This is a genomic window from Enterobacter nematophilus, assembly GCF_026344075.1.
Lineage (GTDB): Bacteria > Pseudomonadota > Gammaproteobacteria > Enterobacterales > Enterobacteriaceae > Enterobacter > Enterobacter nematophilus.
The window spans coordinates 81,642-97,086 of the sequence record NZ_JAPKNE010000002.1 but is presented as its reverse complement, the minus strand read 5'-3'; the positions used below and the strand labels follow the sequence as shown (position 1 = coordinate 97,086).

Below are 15,445 nucleotides of genomic sequence, written 5' to 3'. Positions count from 1 at the left end.
AATGCGACACAGTATAAATAATAGAAAAAATTGGAATTTTGATATGAATCGGGATTGCGCGAATCAGTATTAATCCCTTAGGAGCAGAGAGCGCAACCCGGCGGCTTTGTTTTCGATCTCCTGCCACTCCTGCTCCGGATCAGACCCGCTGACAATGCCCGCCCCGGCGTAGAGCCTCAGAGCGTCATTTCTCACGCGCGCCGAGCGCAGCGCCACGCAGAACTCGCTTTGTTCAGGGGATAGATACCCGGCCGAACCGGCGTACCACTCGCGGCTAAAGGGTTCAACGTGCTGAATAAACTCGCGCGCTGGCTGTCGCGGCAGCCCGGCTACCGCCGCCGTCGGCTGGAGCACGTGCAGGCACAGCTCATCGTCGGCCTGCTTGAGCTCGGTCCAGATACAGCGGCGTAAGTGCTGCACTTTACGCAGGCGGACGACCTGAGCCGGCAGCACCTCCAGCGTCTGCGTATGGTGTTGAAGACGCTGGCAGATATCTTCCACCACCAGCATATTTTCGCGCTGGTTTTTATCGTCATTCAGCAGCCACTCGCCCAGACGCTGCGCCTGCTTATCATCAGTATGGCTGGCGACGGTGCCCGCCAGCGCTTCGGTGCGCAGCAGCTTGCCGCGCCGCCGCCAGAGACGCTCGGGCGTGGAGCCGAGAAACGCATTGCTGGCGTCGAATATCATGCAGAAATGATAGCAATTTAAGTTCAGGGCGCGGCTGGCCGCCATCAGCGCGACGGGGTTAACGCGCGCTTTACACTGCAAATCGGTTGCGCGGGCGAGAACCACCTTTTCGAAATCACCGCGTGCAATTGTCTCTGTCGCTTTGCCGATAAGGCTAAGCCATTGCGGTTTTTCCGGGTGATGGGTTTCGTGCTCAACCTGCACGAAGAGCGGACGGACAGGTCTGGCAGGAAGCAGCTGCTGTAAGAACGCCCGCGCGGCCCCGGCATCGTCCTCAAGCGAGCTGTCGCTCCACAGCTGCAGGCGCAACGTGGCGTGGCCAGCGGTACGTCGCCACAGCAGGCGCGGTAAAAAGAGGCTGCCCTGCTCCGGGTTAAACGCGTTCAGGCCGCAGATGCGGGTATCTTCAGGCGCGTGTTGCGCGCTTAAAAACTGCGAGGCTAACGCCAGAGAGGAGAATTGGACGACCGCTCCCAGCGCGGCCAGCTCTTCATCGCCGTTACGCTGCTGCCAGTAAAACTGCGGATAGCACTGCTGCTCGCCCAGCCAGGCGAGGGGATCGAAGGCATCGTTTAACGGGAAAGAGACGTCGAAATGACGCAGGCCGGATGTGGCAGGTAACGCTTGCGAAAGATGGGTACGCAGTTGTTCCAGCGCGAGGAAAATCGAATTCACGCGAACCTCTCCCTGTTAAAACCTCATATTATACGGGGTACCATAAGAAATATCAGTACCCACGTATAGGGAGTGGTTATGCGGCCTAACGACGGGCTAACAGCAGACCCAGCACCAGCCCTACGGCTGCACCCACCCCAATGCCCTGCCACGGTTTTTCATGGACGTAATCATCGGCACGATAAACCGCTTTTTTGGCGCGGTAGTAGTACGTATCAGACGCATGGCTGACGCGGTTTTTAACGTCGTGGAGAGCCTGCTCGGCACGGGCTTTCAGCTCGATATATTTCTGATCGGCAGGGTCGCCCGAGGAACGTAACACCTCTTCCAGCGTTTCGCTCAGTAGGGTCAGGTCGTCGTCGATACGGGTATCCCAGGATTGAAATGACATATTTTTCTCCATGTTAGTACACCAGTCCGCTAACTATAGACAACGACGCGCCATTACGCCTGTTTCGCTTCGCGCGCCATGCCGATGTGCGGAATACCGTCTTCGTCGTAGACGTCGGTGACCGGCATAAAACCGAAATGACCGTAGAAGGATTGCAGGTGCGCCTGCGCGCCCAGGTATAACGCCTTGTCCGGCCACTGGTTCTGGCACGCCTCCAGCGTTTTTTCCATCAGCTGATAGCCCAGTTTTTCACCGCGCGCGTTACCGCTGATGATGACGCGGCCTATCACCACGGGCTCAACATCGTCCTCGCTTTTCAGAATCCTCGCATACGCCACCAGCTCGTTATCCTTCCAGCCGAGAATATGGCGGTTTTCGCCAACGAGGTCATCTCCGTCGATGTCCTGATACGGGCAGGTCTGTTCAACCACAAACACTTCGCAGCGCAGTTTAAGCAGCGCGTAAAGGGAATGAACGGTAAGCTCGCTATGATGTAAATCTTGCCACTGGATCATCTCTTTCTCCTTCCTGGGGTTCATCACGTTATACTAAACCCCTCCCCGTTCGGCAAAGGGCTGATTGCGTTATGGAACTGATTTTTCTGGGTACGTCCGCTGGCGTGCCAACCCGCTCACGAAACGTGACGGCAATTCTGCTGGATCTTAAGCACCCCACCCGCGGCAGGCTGTGGCTGTTTGACTGCGGTGAAGGGACGCAGCATCAGCTGCTGCACACCGCGTATCACCCCGGCAAGCTGGACAAAATTTTTATCACTCACCTGCATGGAGACCATCTGTTTGGCCTTCCCGGCCTGCTGTGCAGCCGTTCCATGGCGGGTAACGCCAACCCGCTGACGATCTACGGGCCTGCGGGTGTTCGGGAGTTCGTTGAAACCACGCTGCGCCTGAGCGGCTCGTGGACAGATTATCCGCTGGAGGTGGTTGAAATCGGCGAAGGTCTGGTATTCGACGACGGGGATTATCAGGTGCGGGCTTTTCCGCTTAACCATCCGGTGGAGTGCTACGGCTATCGCGTGGAAGAGCATGATAAACCCGGCGCGCTGAATGCCGCCGCGCTCGTTGCCGACGGCGTCAAGCCAGGGCCGCTCTTCCAGCGACTCAAACAGGGCGAGAGCGTTACGCTGGAGGATGGGCGCACGATCGACGGCCAGGATTATCTCGCCGCGCCCGAGCCGGGCAAGAAGCTGGCTATCTTTGGCGACACGGCGCCGTGCCCTGCCGCCCTGCAGCTTGCCCATGGCGTTGACGTGATGGTGCACGAAGCCACGCTGGAAACGGCGATGGAAGAGAAAGCCAACGGCCGCGGCCATAGCTCAACGCGACAGGCGGCGCAGCTTGCCCGCGACGCGGGCGTCGGGAAGCTGATCGTCACTCACGTCAGTTCCCGCTACGACGCGCGGGGGTGTGCAAGCCTGCTGGCAGAGTGCCTGGCGGTGTTCCCGGCGTGCGAGCTGGCGGAAGATTTCGCTAAGGTCAGCGTTTAGCCCTTCATTTTTCTCTCAGAATGCCGATAACGATTAAAAGGTCAGCATTTCTCTCGAGGGTAGAATGGATAATTTCCAGAAAGATATTGATGACAGGGCGAATCTCACCCTGTCGAACCGTTTTGAACTGTTGCTGTTCCGTCTTGGCACCTCTCTGAACGAAAATAAATCCGAGCTGTTTGGCATTAACGTCTTTAAGCTGCGTGAAATTGTGCCGATGCCGGAATTCACAAAACCCGCCGGGATGAAATCCCCCCTGATGGGGATGGTGAATATTCGCGATCAGGTGATCCCGGTGATCGACCTGGCCGCCGTAGCGGGCTGTAAGCCCACTACCGGGCTGAACATCCTGCTGATCACCGAATATGCCCGCAGCGTGCAGGCCTTTGCCGTGGAATCGGTTGAGAACATCATGCGTCTGGACTGGAAGCAGGTGCACGCGGCGGAAACCGCCGTCAGCGGCCGCTATATCACCAGCATTGCCTGCCTGGATGAGAAAACGGATACCAACGATCTGGCGATGGTGCTGGACGTTGAGCAGATCCTCTATGACATCACCCCGGCCAATCACGATCTCCACGCGACCAATCTGAAGACCACCAAATTCAACATCAAGCCGGGTTCTGTCGCCATTGTGGCGGAAGATTCCAAAGTGGCGCGTTCGATGCTTGAGAAAGGTCTGCAGGCGATGGAGATCCCGGCGCAGCTGCACATCACCGGCAAAGACGCGTGGGAGAAAATTGGCGTGCTGGCCGCTCAGGCGCAGGCCGAAGGTGTACCGATCACCGACAAGATCGCTCTGGTGCTGACGGACCTCGAAATGCCGGAGATGGACGGCTTTACGCTAACGCGCAAAATCAAAACCGACCCGGTGCTGAAGGATATTCCGGTGGTGATCCACTCGTCCCTTTCCGGCAACGCCAACGAAGACCATATTCGCAAGGTGAAGGCGGACGGGTATGTGGCGAAGTTTGAGCTGAACGAGCTGTCGTCGGTCATTGAGGAAGTGCTGGACCGCTCTATGAAGAAGATTGACGGGCCGTTGATCAGCCGTAAAGCGCTGGCATAACAGTCGAATGCACTGCCCTTATTTCGGGCGGTGCATTCTATTTTAGCTGATGATTACTTCTTGTCGTCGGCATAGCGACGCGCATTGTCATAAAGATTAACGCACATGCTCTTTCCTCTCTGATTAATGACGCTTAATTGCGCCTGATTGTGTTGAGGTTAACCAGCTTCCAAAACCTTCCGGAAGCAGATTGAACTCCGCGGCCTGAACACGGAACGTCAGGCGACCATTGTCCACCCTCGCCTGCTCGACAAGATGGCCACGCGTCTTTACGCTGGTACGGGTGACAGTAAACGTATCGATCGCTTTTCCGTTCTGATCGAGTGACTGCCAGGTGCCCACGTAAGGCTGGAAGTCGGCTACCGCAGGCTCGCTCTTTTGAGCGGCCGCCGCATTCTGCGCTTTGGTTTTGTGAATATCGCACCCGTTACCGTCCGTAACCTGCGTGCATCCCGAGCGCTCAAGCTGGGCACGGTATTTCTCACTAATGGCGTGCGCAGGCGAGATCAAAATAGCGGCAAGCGTCAGCGTGGTTATGAATCTTTTTTTCATCTCTTTCTTATCCATCATCAAAATATAATTTTATTCTCAGCAGAGAAACCACCGAATAAGAGTTAAACGTTTCTCCTGAATGTCAGCATTAATACTTTGTTAATTCACAGCAGCGTTATAATTAAATTCACACGCCGCTTAACATGGCGCTCAAAAATAATAATTACCAAATAAATGTATACATTTATTTGTTTCACATGAAATAACGGATTTATTCCCTGAAAAGCAAAGGGTATATTTATATTTAGCATAAACCCTAAAGAAGAAAACTATTTTTTTCGGAAATAGGGAGCACATCGTACAGCTGTACGCTTTGGTGTAGAGAGAACATTGGTTCGACGCTGGGTAAGAGCCTGGTAACTCACGGTATTCATGGCATAAATTAAAAGGCCTGAGTCCGGTAGAAAACCGAACCCAGGCCCTGTTAGTCGCTTTTCATGAACTGCCCGATTTTATGGGGCAGTCCAGATGCGGGCTTTTTATTTTTTACCGGCTTACATCAGCGGCATCGCTCGCTGCACGATGTCAATCAGCGGCTGCGGATAGATACCGAAGATCAGCACCAGCAGCGCGGAGATAAGCACCACGATACCGCCGGCGCTGTACTGCCAGTTGGATGGCGCATCGCGATTGAGCTGCTGAGGCGCGCTCAGGTACAGGCTCACGGCCACACGCAGGTAGTAGTAGAGACCAATCGCGGAGCCGATAACCACGCCCGCAGTCAGCCACCACAGGTGCGCCTGCACACCAACGGCCAGCACGTAGAACTTACCGATAAAGCCCAGCGTCATCGGGATACCAGCCAGAGAGAGCATCATCACGGTCATTACCGCGGACAGAATTGGACGGTGCCAGAACAGACCACGGTAGGAGAACAGTGAATCGGCATCCGGACCACGGTACGGGCTGGACATCAGGCTCACCACGCCGAAGGCGCCGAGGCTGCTGAACAGGTAACCTGCCAGATACACGCCCACGGCTTCCATCGACATCTCGCCGCTCTGCAGCGCAATCAGCGCCACCAGCAGGTAGCCCAGATGAGAGATGGACGAGTAGCCCAGCAGACGCTTGATGTTGGTCTGGCTCAGCGCCATCAGGTTACCGAAGATGATGGAGACGAACGCGATGATGCCCAGCACCACGCGAACGGCTTCGCTGTCACCCACCGGTGCGTACAGGAACAGACGCATGACCACACCGAAGATAGCGATTTTGCTCGCCGTCGCCAGGAAGGTCGACACCGGAGCCGGAGCGCCCTGGTAGACGTCTGGCGTCCACAGGTGGAACGGAACCAGAGAGAGCTTGAAGCCGAGGCCAACGATCATCATGCCCAGACCTGCCAGCAGCAGCGGCTCATGCAGCATGCCGTCGCCGAGGCTCTTACCGAGCGCCATGAAGGAGAGGTTACCGGACTGTGCGTACAGCAGCGCAATACCAAACAGCAGGAAGGAGGACGCAGCAGCAGACAGAATGGTGTACTTGATGCTCGCTTCCAGAGAGCGCTTCTGACGGAAGGCGTAACCAATCAGGCCGAACAGCGGCAGAGAGATCAGCTCAATGCCGAGGAACAGCGCGGCCAGATGGTTGGCATTCGCCAGCAGAATGCCGCCCAGCGCGGCAATCAGAACCAGCAGGTAAAACTCTTCTTTGTTGTCGTTGTAGCCTTCAAGCCACGGGTACGCAAAGGTACAGGTTGCCAGGCTCGCCAGCAGCACCAGACCGGTGTAAAGCATGGCATAGCCGTCAACGCGCATCAGCGGGGTGACGTCCATCGCCCCGCCCTGGCCAACAAACCAGAGAGAGACTAACGCGGCGTTCAGGCCGATGACCGACAGCGTGGCATTCAGGAAGTGATTGCGTCGCCACGCAATGGAGAGCATCACAACCACCACCGTCAATCCGACGATCAGCAGCGGTAGCAGCGCGATCAGTTGTTGTGGAGTTATTGTCATGGCGAATTACGGCCTTGTAGTAGAAGCAGAATTAACAAACCACTGCTGGATGTTACCCATCGCGCTGTGCGAGGTATCCAGAATCGGCTGCGGGAAGAAGCCCAGCAGCACCAGCAGTACGACCAGCAGCAGGATGATGAACAGCTCGCGCAGCGACATCCCCGGCAGTTCTTGTGCAGCAATTTCGCTCTTCGCTTTACCGAAGTATGCGCGGTGCAGCATCGCCAGCGAGTAGACGGAAGCGAACACCAGACCAAAGGTGGAGATCACGGTAATTACCGGTACCACTTTGAAGCTGCCGAACAGAATCATAAATTCGCCAACGAAGTTACCGGTGCCCGGCATCCCCAGGGTAGCCACCGCGAAGAACATGGACAGCGCTGGCAGCCATTTAATTTTGCTCCACAGGCCGCCCATCATGCGCATGTCGCGGGTATGCAGACGTTCGTACAGCTGACCGCAAAGAATGAAGAGACCGGCTGCGGACAGACCGTGCGCAATCATCTGGATCACCGCGCCCTGGTACGCCAGCTGGCTGCCGGTGTAGATAGCAATCAGCACGAAGCCCATGTGGGAAACGGAGGTGTAAGCAATCAGACGCTTGATGTCGTACTGCGTGAAGGCCATCCAGGCACCGTAGAAGATACCGATCACACCCAGCCACATAGCAATCGGTGCGAATTCCGCGGAGGCGTTCGGGAACAGCGGCAGTGCGAAGCGCAGCAGACCGTAGGCCGCCGTTTTCAGCAAGATGCCCGCCAGGTCAACGGAACCCGCCGTTGGTGCCTGGGAGTGCGCGTCTGGCAGCCAGCCGTGCAGCGGAACGACCGGCATTTTCACCGCGAACGCGATGAAGAAGCCCAGCATCAGCAAGTATTCAACGCCGTGCGACATCGGGGTCTTCAGCAGGTCTTCGTAGTTGAAGGTCCAGGTGCCGGTTGCGCTGTGGTGAACAAACACCAGCGCCAGAATGGCAATCAGCATCACCAGACCGCTCGCCTGCGTATAGATGAAGAACTTGGTTGCCGCCGTGATACGCGTTTTACCGTCGGACGCCTTGTGGCCCCAGAGCGCGATCAGGAAGTACATCGGCACCAGCATCATCTCCCAGAAGAAGAAGAACAGGAACATGTCGATGGCAAGGAACACGCCGATCACGCCGCCCAGGATCCACATCAGGTTCAGGTGGAAGAAGCCCTGGTATTTTTCGATTTCTCGCCAGGAGCAAAGTACCGCCAGAACGCCGAGCAGACCGGTCAGCACCACCATCAGCAGCGACAGACCATCAATCGCCAGGTGGATCGTAATGCCGAAACGCGGGATCCACGGCAGGATGAACTCAGACTGCCACTGCGGAATGCCCGCAGACTGGGTCAGTGAGTAACCGCCCTGCAACCACAGTTGCAGGCCAAGCGCGAGCGTCAATCCCATGGTGATCAGCGCGATCCAGCGCGGCATCTTCACGCCAAAGCGTTCGGTCTGCCAGCACAGGAAGCCGCCGATGAAGGGAATTAATATTAGCCAGGGTAGTAACATGGCGATTTACATTCCTTTTTAAGGCCCCCTGCGGGGGCCTGATTTTCAACGAATTCGAATAAAATTCACTTAACGATCAACGCAATACCATCAGCAGCGCCAGCACGACAACCGCACCGATGCTCATGGACGCCACATACCAGCGCAGGTAGCCGTTCTCGCTGTACAGCAGGCCTTTACCTGCAAAGCGGGAGAGGATCGCCGGGATGTTCATCAGGCTATTCAACGGGTCGCGCTTCAGCAGCCACGCAATGCCCAGGAACGGCTTAACGAAGATCATGTCGTACAGCCAGTCGAAGCCCCACGCGTTGTACCACCAGGTGCCCAGCAGACGACCCGGCGCGCTGTTGGCAACGGCGGTTACCAGCGTACGTTTGCCCAGCCACAGCCATGCCGCAATCAGGATGCCCGCGATAGCGACCACACCGGAGGTGATTTCAAGCGTCAGAACGCGACCGTGCTCAAGCTCGGTGGTGTCTGGCAGTACGCCCTGCAGCGGTGGCACAATCATCGCGCCAACGAAGGTGGAGAGTACCAGCAGCACAATCAGCGGCAGGTGGTGGGTAATCCCCTTCCCTGCGTGAGCGTGAATTTGTTCTTTACCGTGGAATACGATGAAAATCATACGGAAGGTATACAGGGAGGTCATGAACGCACCGACCAGACCCGCAACCATCAGATTGATATGACCATTCGCCATGGCACCCGCAAGGATTTCGTCCTTACTGAAGAAGCCCGCGGTAATCAGCGGCAGTGCCGCCAGCGCCGCGCCGCCCACCAGGAAGCAGACATAGACCAGCGGGATGGACTTACGCAGTCCGCCCATCTTGAAGATGTTCTGCTCGTGATGGCAGGCCAGAATGACGGAACCGGATGAGAGGAACAGCAGCGCTTTAAAGAACGCGTGCGTCATCAGGTGGAAAATGGCCGCGTCCCACGCCTGAACGCCCAGCGCCAGGAACATGTAGCCAATCTGGCTCATGGTGGAGTACGCGAGCACGCGTTTGATGTCGGTCTGCACCAGCGCGGCAAAGCCTGCCAGCACCAGCGTCACCGCACCGACGATACCCACCAGATGCAGAATTTCCGGAGTCATCAGGAACAGGCCATGAGTACGCGCAATCAGGTAAACACCGGCGGTTACCATGGTCGCGGCGTGGATCAGCGCGGAGACAGGGGTTGGACCCGCCATCGCGTCGGCCAGCCATGTCTGCAGCGGCAGCTGCGCGGATTTACCCACGGCACCACCCAGCAGCATCAGCGTCGCCCACCACAGCATGTTGTTGCCTGCTTCGAAGTGCGCCGGCGCCAGTTCCACCATTTCGCGGAAGTTCAGCGTGCCCAGTTCGTTGTAGAGAATGAACAGCGCGAACGCGAGGAAGACGTCACCCACGCGGGTCACGACGAACGCTTTCATGGCCGCAGCGCCATTCTTCGGATCGGTATAGTAGAAACCGATCAGCAGGTAAGAACACAGACCCACGCCTTCCCAGCCCAGATACATCAGCAGCAGGTTATCGGCCAGCACCAGAACGACCATGCTGGCGATAAACAGGTTGGTGTAGGCGAAGAAGCGGGAGTATCCCTCTTCACCGCGCATGTACCAGGAGGCGAACATGTGGATCAGGAAGCCCACGCCGGTCACCACGGAGAGCATGGTCAGAGACAGACCATCCAGCACCAGGTTGAAACCGATGTTGAAATCACCGACCGACATCCAGGTCCACAGCGGCACGCTGAAAGGCTGGCGTCCGTTGTTAAAGAAGTCGATACCCGCATACGCTGTGACCAGCGCGGCCAGGCCGACAGAGCCCATGCCAACGGTCGCGGACAGATTCTCAGACCAGCGGCCGCGAGAAAACGCCAGCAGCACGAAGCCAATCAGCGGAAAAATAATGGTTAAGGCAAGCATGTTCATCCACGCAACTCACTTACTGAATCGATGTTCAGATTCTGGCGGCGACGATGGAGCTGCAGCAACAGCGCCAGGCCAATACTCGCTTCGGCAGCCGCGAGGCTAATGGCGAGAATGTACATCACCTGACCATCGGTCTGGCCCCAGTAGCTTCCGGCGACCACAAAGGCCAGCGCGGAGGCGTTAATCATGATTTCCAGGCCGATCAGCATAAACAGCAGATTGCGGCGGATAACCAGACCGGTCAGACCCAGAACGAATAAAATCGCAGCGAGGATCAGTCCATGTGTTAAGGGGATCATGCGCGCTCCTCCGTTTTTCTTTTCGCGCGGTCGTCAGTGCGGTTGCTCAGCACCTCGCCAGCACGCTCTTCGCGGCCAACGTGGAAAGCCACAACCAGGCCTGCCAGCAGAAGCATAGAGGCCAGTTCCACCGCCAGAACGTATGGGCCAAAGAGCGTGATACCCACCTCTTTCGCGCCAATTGGCGTGCCGTCGATGCCCTGATCGTTAACACCCAGAATGGCGTAAACGATCACCACCAGCATGATGGCCGACAAAATTGCCGGGCCAATCCACACCTGCGGTTTTAACCACTGACGTTCCTGCTCAATTTCAGAGCCGCCCAGGTTCAGCATCATCACAACGAAGACGAACAGCACCATGATGGCCCCGGCGTAAACGATGATTTCCAGCGCACCGGCAAAGTGCGCGCCCAGCGCGAAGAACACCCCGGAAATAGCCAGCAGCGAGATGATTAAGTACAGCAGCGCATGCACCGGATTGGTGTGCGTAATTACTCGCAGCGTGGCCAGGATGGCGATAAGGCCACAGATATAAAAAGCGAATTCCATTGCCCTCTCCTTACGGTAACAGGCTCTTGACGTCGATAGGCTTAGCTTCATTCTCTGCTTCGCCCTTATCTTTGCCGTCGATTGCCATACCCGCCATCCGGTAGAAGTTATATTCCGGGTATTTGCCCGGACCGGAAATCAGCAGATCCTCTTTCTCGTACACCAGGTCCTGACGCTTGTACTCACCCAGCTCGAAGTCCGGAGTCAGCTGAATCGCCGTGGTTGGGCACGCTTCTTCACACAGACCGCAGAAGATGCAGCGTGAGAAGTTGATGCGGAAGAACTCAGGGTACCAGCGGCCGTCTACCGTCTCTGCTTTCTGCAGAGAGATACAGCCAACCGGACACGCTACCGCACACAGGTTACAGGCAACGCAGCGCTCGGAGCCGTCAGGGTCGCGCGTCAGCACGATACGGCCACGGTAGCGCGGCGGCAGATATACCGGCTCTTCCGGGTACATCCGGGTTTCGCGTTTAGCAAACGCGTGCAGGCCGATCATCCAGATACTGCGTACCTGGGTACCGAAACCTACCAGTAATTCTTTTAAGGTCATGGTCTATAGCCCCTTATGGCTGCTGCCAGAGAATGACAGCTGCCGTTACCAACAAGTTGACGAGCGTCAGCGGCAGGCACACTTTCCAGCCGAAGGACATTACCTGGTCATAACGTGGACGCGGTAACGCTGCGCGAATCAAAATGAACATCATCATGAAGAACGCGGTTTTCAGCGCGAACCAGATGAACGGCGGTAAGAACGGGCCATGCCAGCCACCAAAGAACAGCGTTACCATCAACGCGGAAATGGTGACGATACCGATGTACTCGCCCACGAAGAACAGACCGAACTTCATACCGGAATATTCGATGTGGTAACCGTCGGCCAGTTCCTGTTCGGCTTCTGGCTGGTCAAACGGGTGACGGTGACACACGGCCACGCCCGCGATAGCAAAGGTAATAAACCCAAAGAACTGCGGGATAACGTTCCAGATGTCGGCCTGGTTGTTGACGATGTCGGTCATGTTGAATGAACCGGCCTGCGCAACCACGCCCATCAGGGAAAGACCCAGGAACACTTCGTAGCTCAGCGTCTGCGCGGAAGCACGCATCGCGCCCAGCAGCGAGTATTTGTTGTTACTGGACCAGCCTGCGAACAGCACCGCGTAAACCGCGAGGCCTGCCATCATCAGGAAGAACAGAATGCCGATGTTCAGGTCAGCGACCACCCAGGTCGGGCTGACCGGAACGATAGCAAACGCCAGCAGCAGCGAGGTGAAGGCGATCATCGGTGCCAGAGTAAAGATCACGCGGTCAGAGAAGCGCGGAACCCAGTCCTCTTTAAAGAACATCTTGATCATGTCCGCCACCAGCTGGAGTGAACCACCCCAGCCCACGCGGTTCGGCCCGTAACGGTTCTGGAACAGACCGAGCAGACGACGTTCACCAAAGCTCATGAACGCGCCGCAGGTGACCACCACCAGCAGGATAACAATCGCTTTCAGAATGCTCAGCAGGATGTCGATAAGATCCGGCGTTAACCAACTCATGCTTTTGCCTCCTGCAGATTATCAAGACGCGCACCCGCCAGAACCGGCGCGATGCCAGGCATACCCATCGGCAGACCCACCTGCCCTGCTGTCAGGCTTTCAGAGATAATCAGCGGCAGGCTGATTGTCTGGCCGTCATAGCTAAAGGCGATGTTCGCACCCGCGTTAACGCCAAGCTTCGCGGCATCCGCCGGGTTGAGCTTGATGTAAGGCTGCGGCATACGGGTCTGGAAGACCGGTGAACGCTGGGACAGCTCGTCGCTACCGAACAGATGGTAGTACGGCGCAATACGCCACTGACCATCCTGAGCCTGGAAGCTCGCCGGTACGGTGGTGAAGAAGTCCAGACCGGTTTCGGAGGCTTCAATCAGACGCACGCCCGGATCGCCGTGGCGCAGGGAACCGCCCACTTCAGCCTGGAATTTGTTCCACGCCTGCGGGGAGTTCCAGCCCGGAGCCCATGCGAACGGGATTTGCGAACGCGGCGCAGACGGCTGGTTGTTCCCTTCCATGGAGAAGGCAAACATGGTGTCTTTATCCTGCGGCTGGCGCGGTTCGTGCACGCTGATGTTGGCGCGCATTGCGGTACGGCCGCTGTAGCGGTGCGGTTCACGCGCCAGCTTCTGGCCGCGAATGCGGAAGCTTGCTTCAGGGGCTGCATCTTTAATGCCCGCCAGCTGAGGCAGTTTTTCCACCACCGCGTCGATAACGTGGTCGAGCTGCGTCCAGTCCACTTCACGGCTCTGCACGGTGCTGTGCAGGGAGTGCAGCCAGCGCCAGCTTTCCAGCATCACGGTGTTGCTGTCGTAGTACGCCGGGTCGTAAACCTGGAAGAAACGCTGGGCGCGGCCTTCATTGTTGATAACCGTACCGTCGCTTTCTGCGAAGCTTGCCGCAGAGAGCACCAGGTGCGCTTTTTCCATGATCGCGGTGCGCTGATGGTCAATGACCATCACCAGCGGCGCTTTGGAGAGCGCGGCGTCAACGCGAGCGGCAGACGCGTGGCGATGCAGGTCGTTTTCCAGCACCACAACGGCGTCAGCGGAACCGGACTCCAGTTCGCTTAACGCTTCTTCCAGCGAGCCGCCGCCAATCATCCCCAGACCGATGCTGTTCACCGCACGGGCAATCATCGTCACGCCAACGTCCGCACCGCGGCCTTTCAGGGCTTTGGCAACGTTGGCTGCCGCCTGAATAATCTCTGCGCTGCCGGCGTTGGTACCGGAAATAATCAGCGGTTTTTTCGCGCCCGCCAGGGCCTGAACAATCACGTCGACCTTGTTTTGCAGGTCGCGCTCCAGCTCGACGGCCGGAGAGTTGTTGTCCAGCGCGTGGGCAATCGCAAAGCCAAGACGCGCCTGATCTTCAACCGGCGCGCAGTAGGTCCACGCGGCGATATCGTCCAGGCGGGTGTTGTCGACGTTGGTCACAAACAGAGGATGCTTCGCGCGCTGGCCGATGTTGAGGATTGCCGCAATCTGCCAGTCAGCCACTTTCTGTGCCGCTGCCATCTCGCGCGCTTTGCCCTTCACCGCCTGACGAACCGCCAGAGCCGCGCGTGCACCGGTCTGCGTCAGGTCTTCACCCAGCACCAGAACCGCATCGTAAGATTCAATTTCGCGCAGCGCAGGGGTATGAATACCGCCTTCGCGCAGCACTTTCAGTACCAGCTGCAGACGTTCCTGCTCGCCCTGGGCGATACCGGTATAGAAGTTTTCTGCCCCAACCAGCTCGCGCAGCGCAAAGTTGCTTTCGATGCTGGCGCGCGGGGAGCCGATACCGATCACTTTCTTCGACTGGCGCAGAATATCTGCCGCGCCCTGCATCGCCTGCTCGGCGTTCAGGGTAATGAAGTCGTCACCACGGCGCTGAACCGGCTGACGCGGACGGTCTTTCAGGTTCACATAGCCATAGCCGAAACGACCGCGGTCGCACAGGAAGTAGTGGTTAACGGTACCGTTGTAGCGGTTTTCGATACGACGCAGTTCGCCGTAACGTTCACCCGGGCTGGTGTTACAGCCGAGGGAGCACTGCTGGCAGATGCTAGGTGCAAACTGCATGTCCCATTTACGGTTGTAGCGCTCGGAGTGGGTTTTATCCGTGAATACGCCGGTCGGGCAGATTTCTACCAGGTTACCGGAGAATTCGCTCTCCAGCGTACCGTCTTCCGGACGACCGAAGTAGACGTTGTCATGCGCGCCGTACACGCCCAGATCCTGACCGTCTGCATAGTCTTTGTAGTAACGCACGCAGCGGTAGCAGGCGATGCAGCGGTTCATTTCGTGAGAGATGAACGGCCCAAGGTCCTGGTTACGGTGGGTACGCTTGGTAAAGCGATAGCGACGGAAGCTGTGACCGGTCATCACGGTCATATCCTGAAGGTGGCAGTTACCGCCCTCTTCACAAACCGGACAGTCGTGCGGGTGGTTGGTCATCAACCACTCCACCACGCTTTCGCGGAACTGTTTGGCTTCTTCGTCATCAATCGAAATAAAGGTGCCTTCGGTGGCTGGCGTCATACAGGACATCACCAGGCGACCACGCGTGTCTTCCGCGTTTTGATATTGCTTCACCGCACACTGGCGGCAAGCACCGACGCTGCCCAGCGCCGGATGCCAGCAAAAGTACGGAATATCGAGGCCAAGAGACAGACAAGCTTCCAGCAGGTTGTCCGCCCCGTTGACTTCGTATTCTTTGCCGTCTACATGAATCGTAGCCATTAGCATGCTTCCAGTTGGCTCGGCCGAAACCGAGCGTTAATCAA

The 15,445-nt window shown here is 57.2% G+C and carries 14 protein-coding genes; 2 read left to right on the top strand and 12 right to left on the bottom strand.

Going from position 1 to position 15,445, the window contains the following annotated elements; genetic code table 11:
* Positions 1 to 69: 69 nt before the first annotated feature.
* From menF to OSH03_RS07215, 3 genes are all read right to left on the bottom strand, one after another.
* The gene (gene menF / locus OSH03_RS07225; RefSeq protein WP_266178692.1) at positions 70 to 1,365 is read right to left on the bottom strand and encodes an isochorismate synthase MenF; all 1,296 of its coding nucleotides are present in this window, start codon (positions 1,363 to 1,365) and stop codon (positions 70 to 72) included.
* An 85-nt stretch (positions 1,366 to 1,450) separates the two neighbouring features.
* Positions 1,451 to 1,756, bottom strand: a complete 306-nt coding sequence (gene elaB / locus OSH03_RS07220; RefSeq protein WP_028013924.1) for a stress response protein ElaB — start codon at positions 1,754 to 1,756, stop codon at positions 1,451 to 1,453.
* A 53-nt stretch (positions 1,757 to 1,809) separates the two neighbouring features.
* On the bottom strand, positions 1,810 to 2,271 hold the full coding sequence (locus OSH03_RS07215) for a GNAT family N-acetyltransferase (RefSeq protein WP_266178691.1): 462 nt from the start codon (positions 2,269 to 2,271) through the stop codon (positions 1,810 to 1,812).
* Positions 2,272 to 2,342: 71 nt separating this feature from the next.
* Between OSH03_RS07215 and rbn the strand changes: the two genes are divergently transcribed.
* Positions 2,343 to 3,260 (top strand): ribonuclease BN, encoded by a 918-nt coding sequence (gene rbn, locus OSH03_RS07210; RefSeq protein ID WP_266178690.1) that lies wholly within the window; start codon positions 2,343 to 2,345, stop codon positions 3,258 to 3,260.
* A gap of 64 nt (positions 3,261 to 3,324) precedes the next feature.
* Positions 3,325 to 4,329, top strand: a complete 1,005-nt coding sequence (locus OSH03_RS07205; RefSeq protein WP_061097549.1) for a chemotaxis protein — start codon at positions 3,325 to 3,327, stop codon at positions 4,327 to 4,329.
* 123 nt (positions 4,330 to 4,452) lie between these two features.
* Here OSH03_RS07205 and OSH03_RS07200 read toward each other — a convergent pair whose 3' ends face one another.
* The 9 genes from OSH03_RS07200 to nuoG form a co-directional block, all read right to left on the bottom strand.
* A complete protein-coding gene (locus OSH03_RS07200) occupies positions 4,453 to 4,881 on the bottom strand; it encodes a hypothetical protein (RefSeq protein ID WP_266178689.1) in 429 nt (142 codons plus the stop codon).
* A 494-nt stretch (positions 4,882 to 5,375) separates the two neighbouring features.
* Entirely contained in the window at positions 5,376 to 6,833 is a 1,458-nt protein-coding gene (nuoN, locus tag OSH03_RS07195) for an NADH-quinone oxidoreductase subunit NuoN (protein ID WP_061097547.1), read from the bottom strand.
* A gap of 6 nt (positions 6,834 to 6,839) precedes the next feature.
* Positions 6,840 to 8,369 carry an NADH-quinone oxidoreductase subunit M gene (gene nuoM, locus OSH03_RS07190; protein ID WP_151413963.1) on the bottom strand — a complete coding sequence of 510 codons (1,530 nt, stop codon included), beginning with the start codon at positions 8,367 to 8,369 and terminating at the stop codon, positions 6,840 to 6,842.
* A 76-nt stretch (positions 8,370 to 8,445) separates the two neighbouring features.
* On the bottom strand, positions 8,446 to 10,287 hold the full coding sequence (nuoL, locus tag OSH03_RS07185; protein ID WP_061097545.1) for an NADH-quinone oxidoreductase subunit L: 1,842 nt from the start codon (positions 10,285 to 10,287) through the stop codon (positions 8,446 to 8,448).
* Entirely contained in the window at positions 10,284 to 10,586 is a 303-nt protein-coding gene (gene nuoK / locus OSH03_RS07180) for an NADH-quinone oxidoreductase subunit NuoK (RefSeq protein WP_003861496.1), read from the bottom strand. Before nuoK ends, nuoL begins: the two co-directional genes overlap by 4 nt.
* Entirely contained in the window at positions 10,583 to 11,137 is a 555-nt protein-coding gene (gene nuoJ, locus OSH03_RS07175; RefSeq protein WP_008500212.1) for an NADH-quinone oxidoreductase subunit J, read from the bottom strand. The genes nuoK and nuoJ overlap by 4 nt, the downstream gene beginning before the upstream one ends.
* 10 nt (positions 11,138 to 11,147) lie before the next feature.
* Entirely contained in the window at positions 11,148 to 11,690 is a 543-nt protein-coding gene (gene nuoI, locus OSH03_RS07170) for an NADH-quinone oxidoreductase subunit NuoI (protein WP_003861491.1), read from the bottom strand.
* 13 nt (positions 11,691 to 11,703) lie between these two features.
* Positions 11,704 to 12,681 carry an NADH-quinone oxidoreductase subunit NuoH gene (gene nuoH / locus OSH03_RS07165; protein WP_061097544.1) on the bottom strand — a complete coding sequence of 326 codons (978 nt, stop codon included), beginning with the start codon at positions 12,679 to 12,681 and terminating at the stop codon, positions 11,704 to 11,706.
* On the bottom strand, positions 12,678 to 15,401 hold the full coding sequence (nuoG, locus tag OSH03_RS07160) for an NADH-quinone oxidoreductase subunit NuoG (protein ID WP_266178688.1): 2,724 nt from the start codon (positions 15,399 to 15,401) through the stop codon (positions 12,678 to 12,680). Before nuoG ends, nuoH begins: the two co-directional genes overlap by 4 nt.
* Positions 15,402 to 15,445 lie beyond the last annotated feature (44 nt).

Excerpts from the sequence above, each read along its gene's own strand:
- elaB (WP_028013924.1), bottom strand. The coding sequence starts at position 1,756 with ATGTCATTTCAATCCTGGGATACCCGTATCGACGACGACCTGACCCTA.
- OSH03_RS07215 (WP_266178691.1), bottom strand. The coding sequence starts at position 2,271 with ATGATCCAGTGGCAAGATTTACATCATAGCGAGCTTACCGTTCATTCC.
- rbn (WP_266178690.1), top strand. The coding sequence starts at position 2,343 with ATGGAACTGATTTTTCTGGGTACGTCCGCTGGCGTGCCAACCCGCTCA.
- OSH03_RS07205 (WP_061097549.1), top strand. The coding sequence starts at position 3,325 with ATGGATAATTTCCAGAAAGATATTGATGACAGGGCGAATCTCACCCTG.
- OSH03_RS07200 (WP_266178689.1), bottom strand. The coding sequence starts at position 4,881 with ATGAAAAAAAGATTCATAACCACGCTGACGCTTGCCGCTATTTTGATC.
- nuoN (WP_061097547.1), bottom strand. The coding sequence starts at position 6,833 with ATGACAATAACTCCACAACAACTGATCGCGCTGCTACCGCTGCTGATC.
- nuoM (WP_151413963.1), bottom strand. The coding sequence starts at position 8,369 with ATGTTACTACCCTGGCTAATATTAATTCCCTTCATCGGCGGCTTCCTG.
- nuoL (WP_061097545.1), bottom strand. The coding sequence starts at position 10,287 with ATGAACATGCTTGCCTTAACCATTATTTTTCCGCTGATTGGCTTCGTG.
- nuoK (WP_003861496.1), bottom strand. The coding sequence starts at position 10,586 with ATGATCCCCTTAACACATGGACTGATCCTCGCTGCGATTTTATTCGTT.
- nuoJ (WP_008500212.1), bottom strand. The coding sequence starts at position 11,137 with ATGGAATTCGCTTTTTATATCTGTGGCCTTATCGCCATCCTGGCCACG.
- nuoI (WP_003861491.1), bottom strand. The coding sequence starts at position 11,690 with ATGACCTTAAAAGAATTACTGGTAGGTTTCGGTACCCAGGTACGCAGT.
- nuoH (WP_061097544.1), bottom strand. The coding sequence starts at position 12,681 with ATGAGTTGGTTAACGCCGGATCTTATCGACATCCTGCTGAGCATTCTG.
- nuoG (WP_266178688.1), bottom strand. The coding sequence starts at position 15,401 with ATGGCTACGATTCATGTAGACGGCAAAGAATACGAAGTCAACGGGGCG.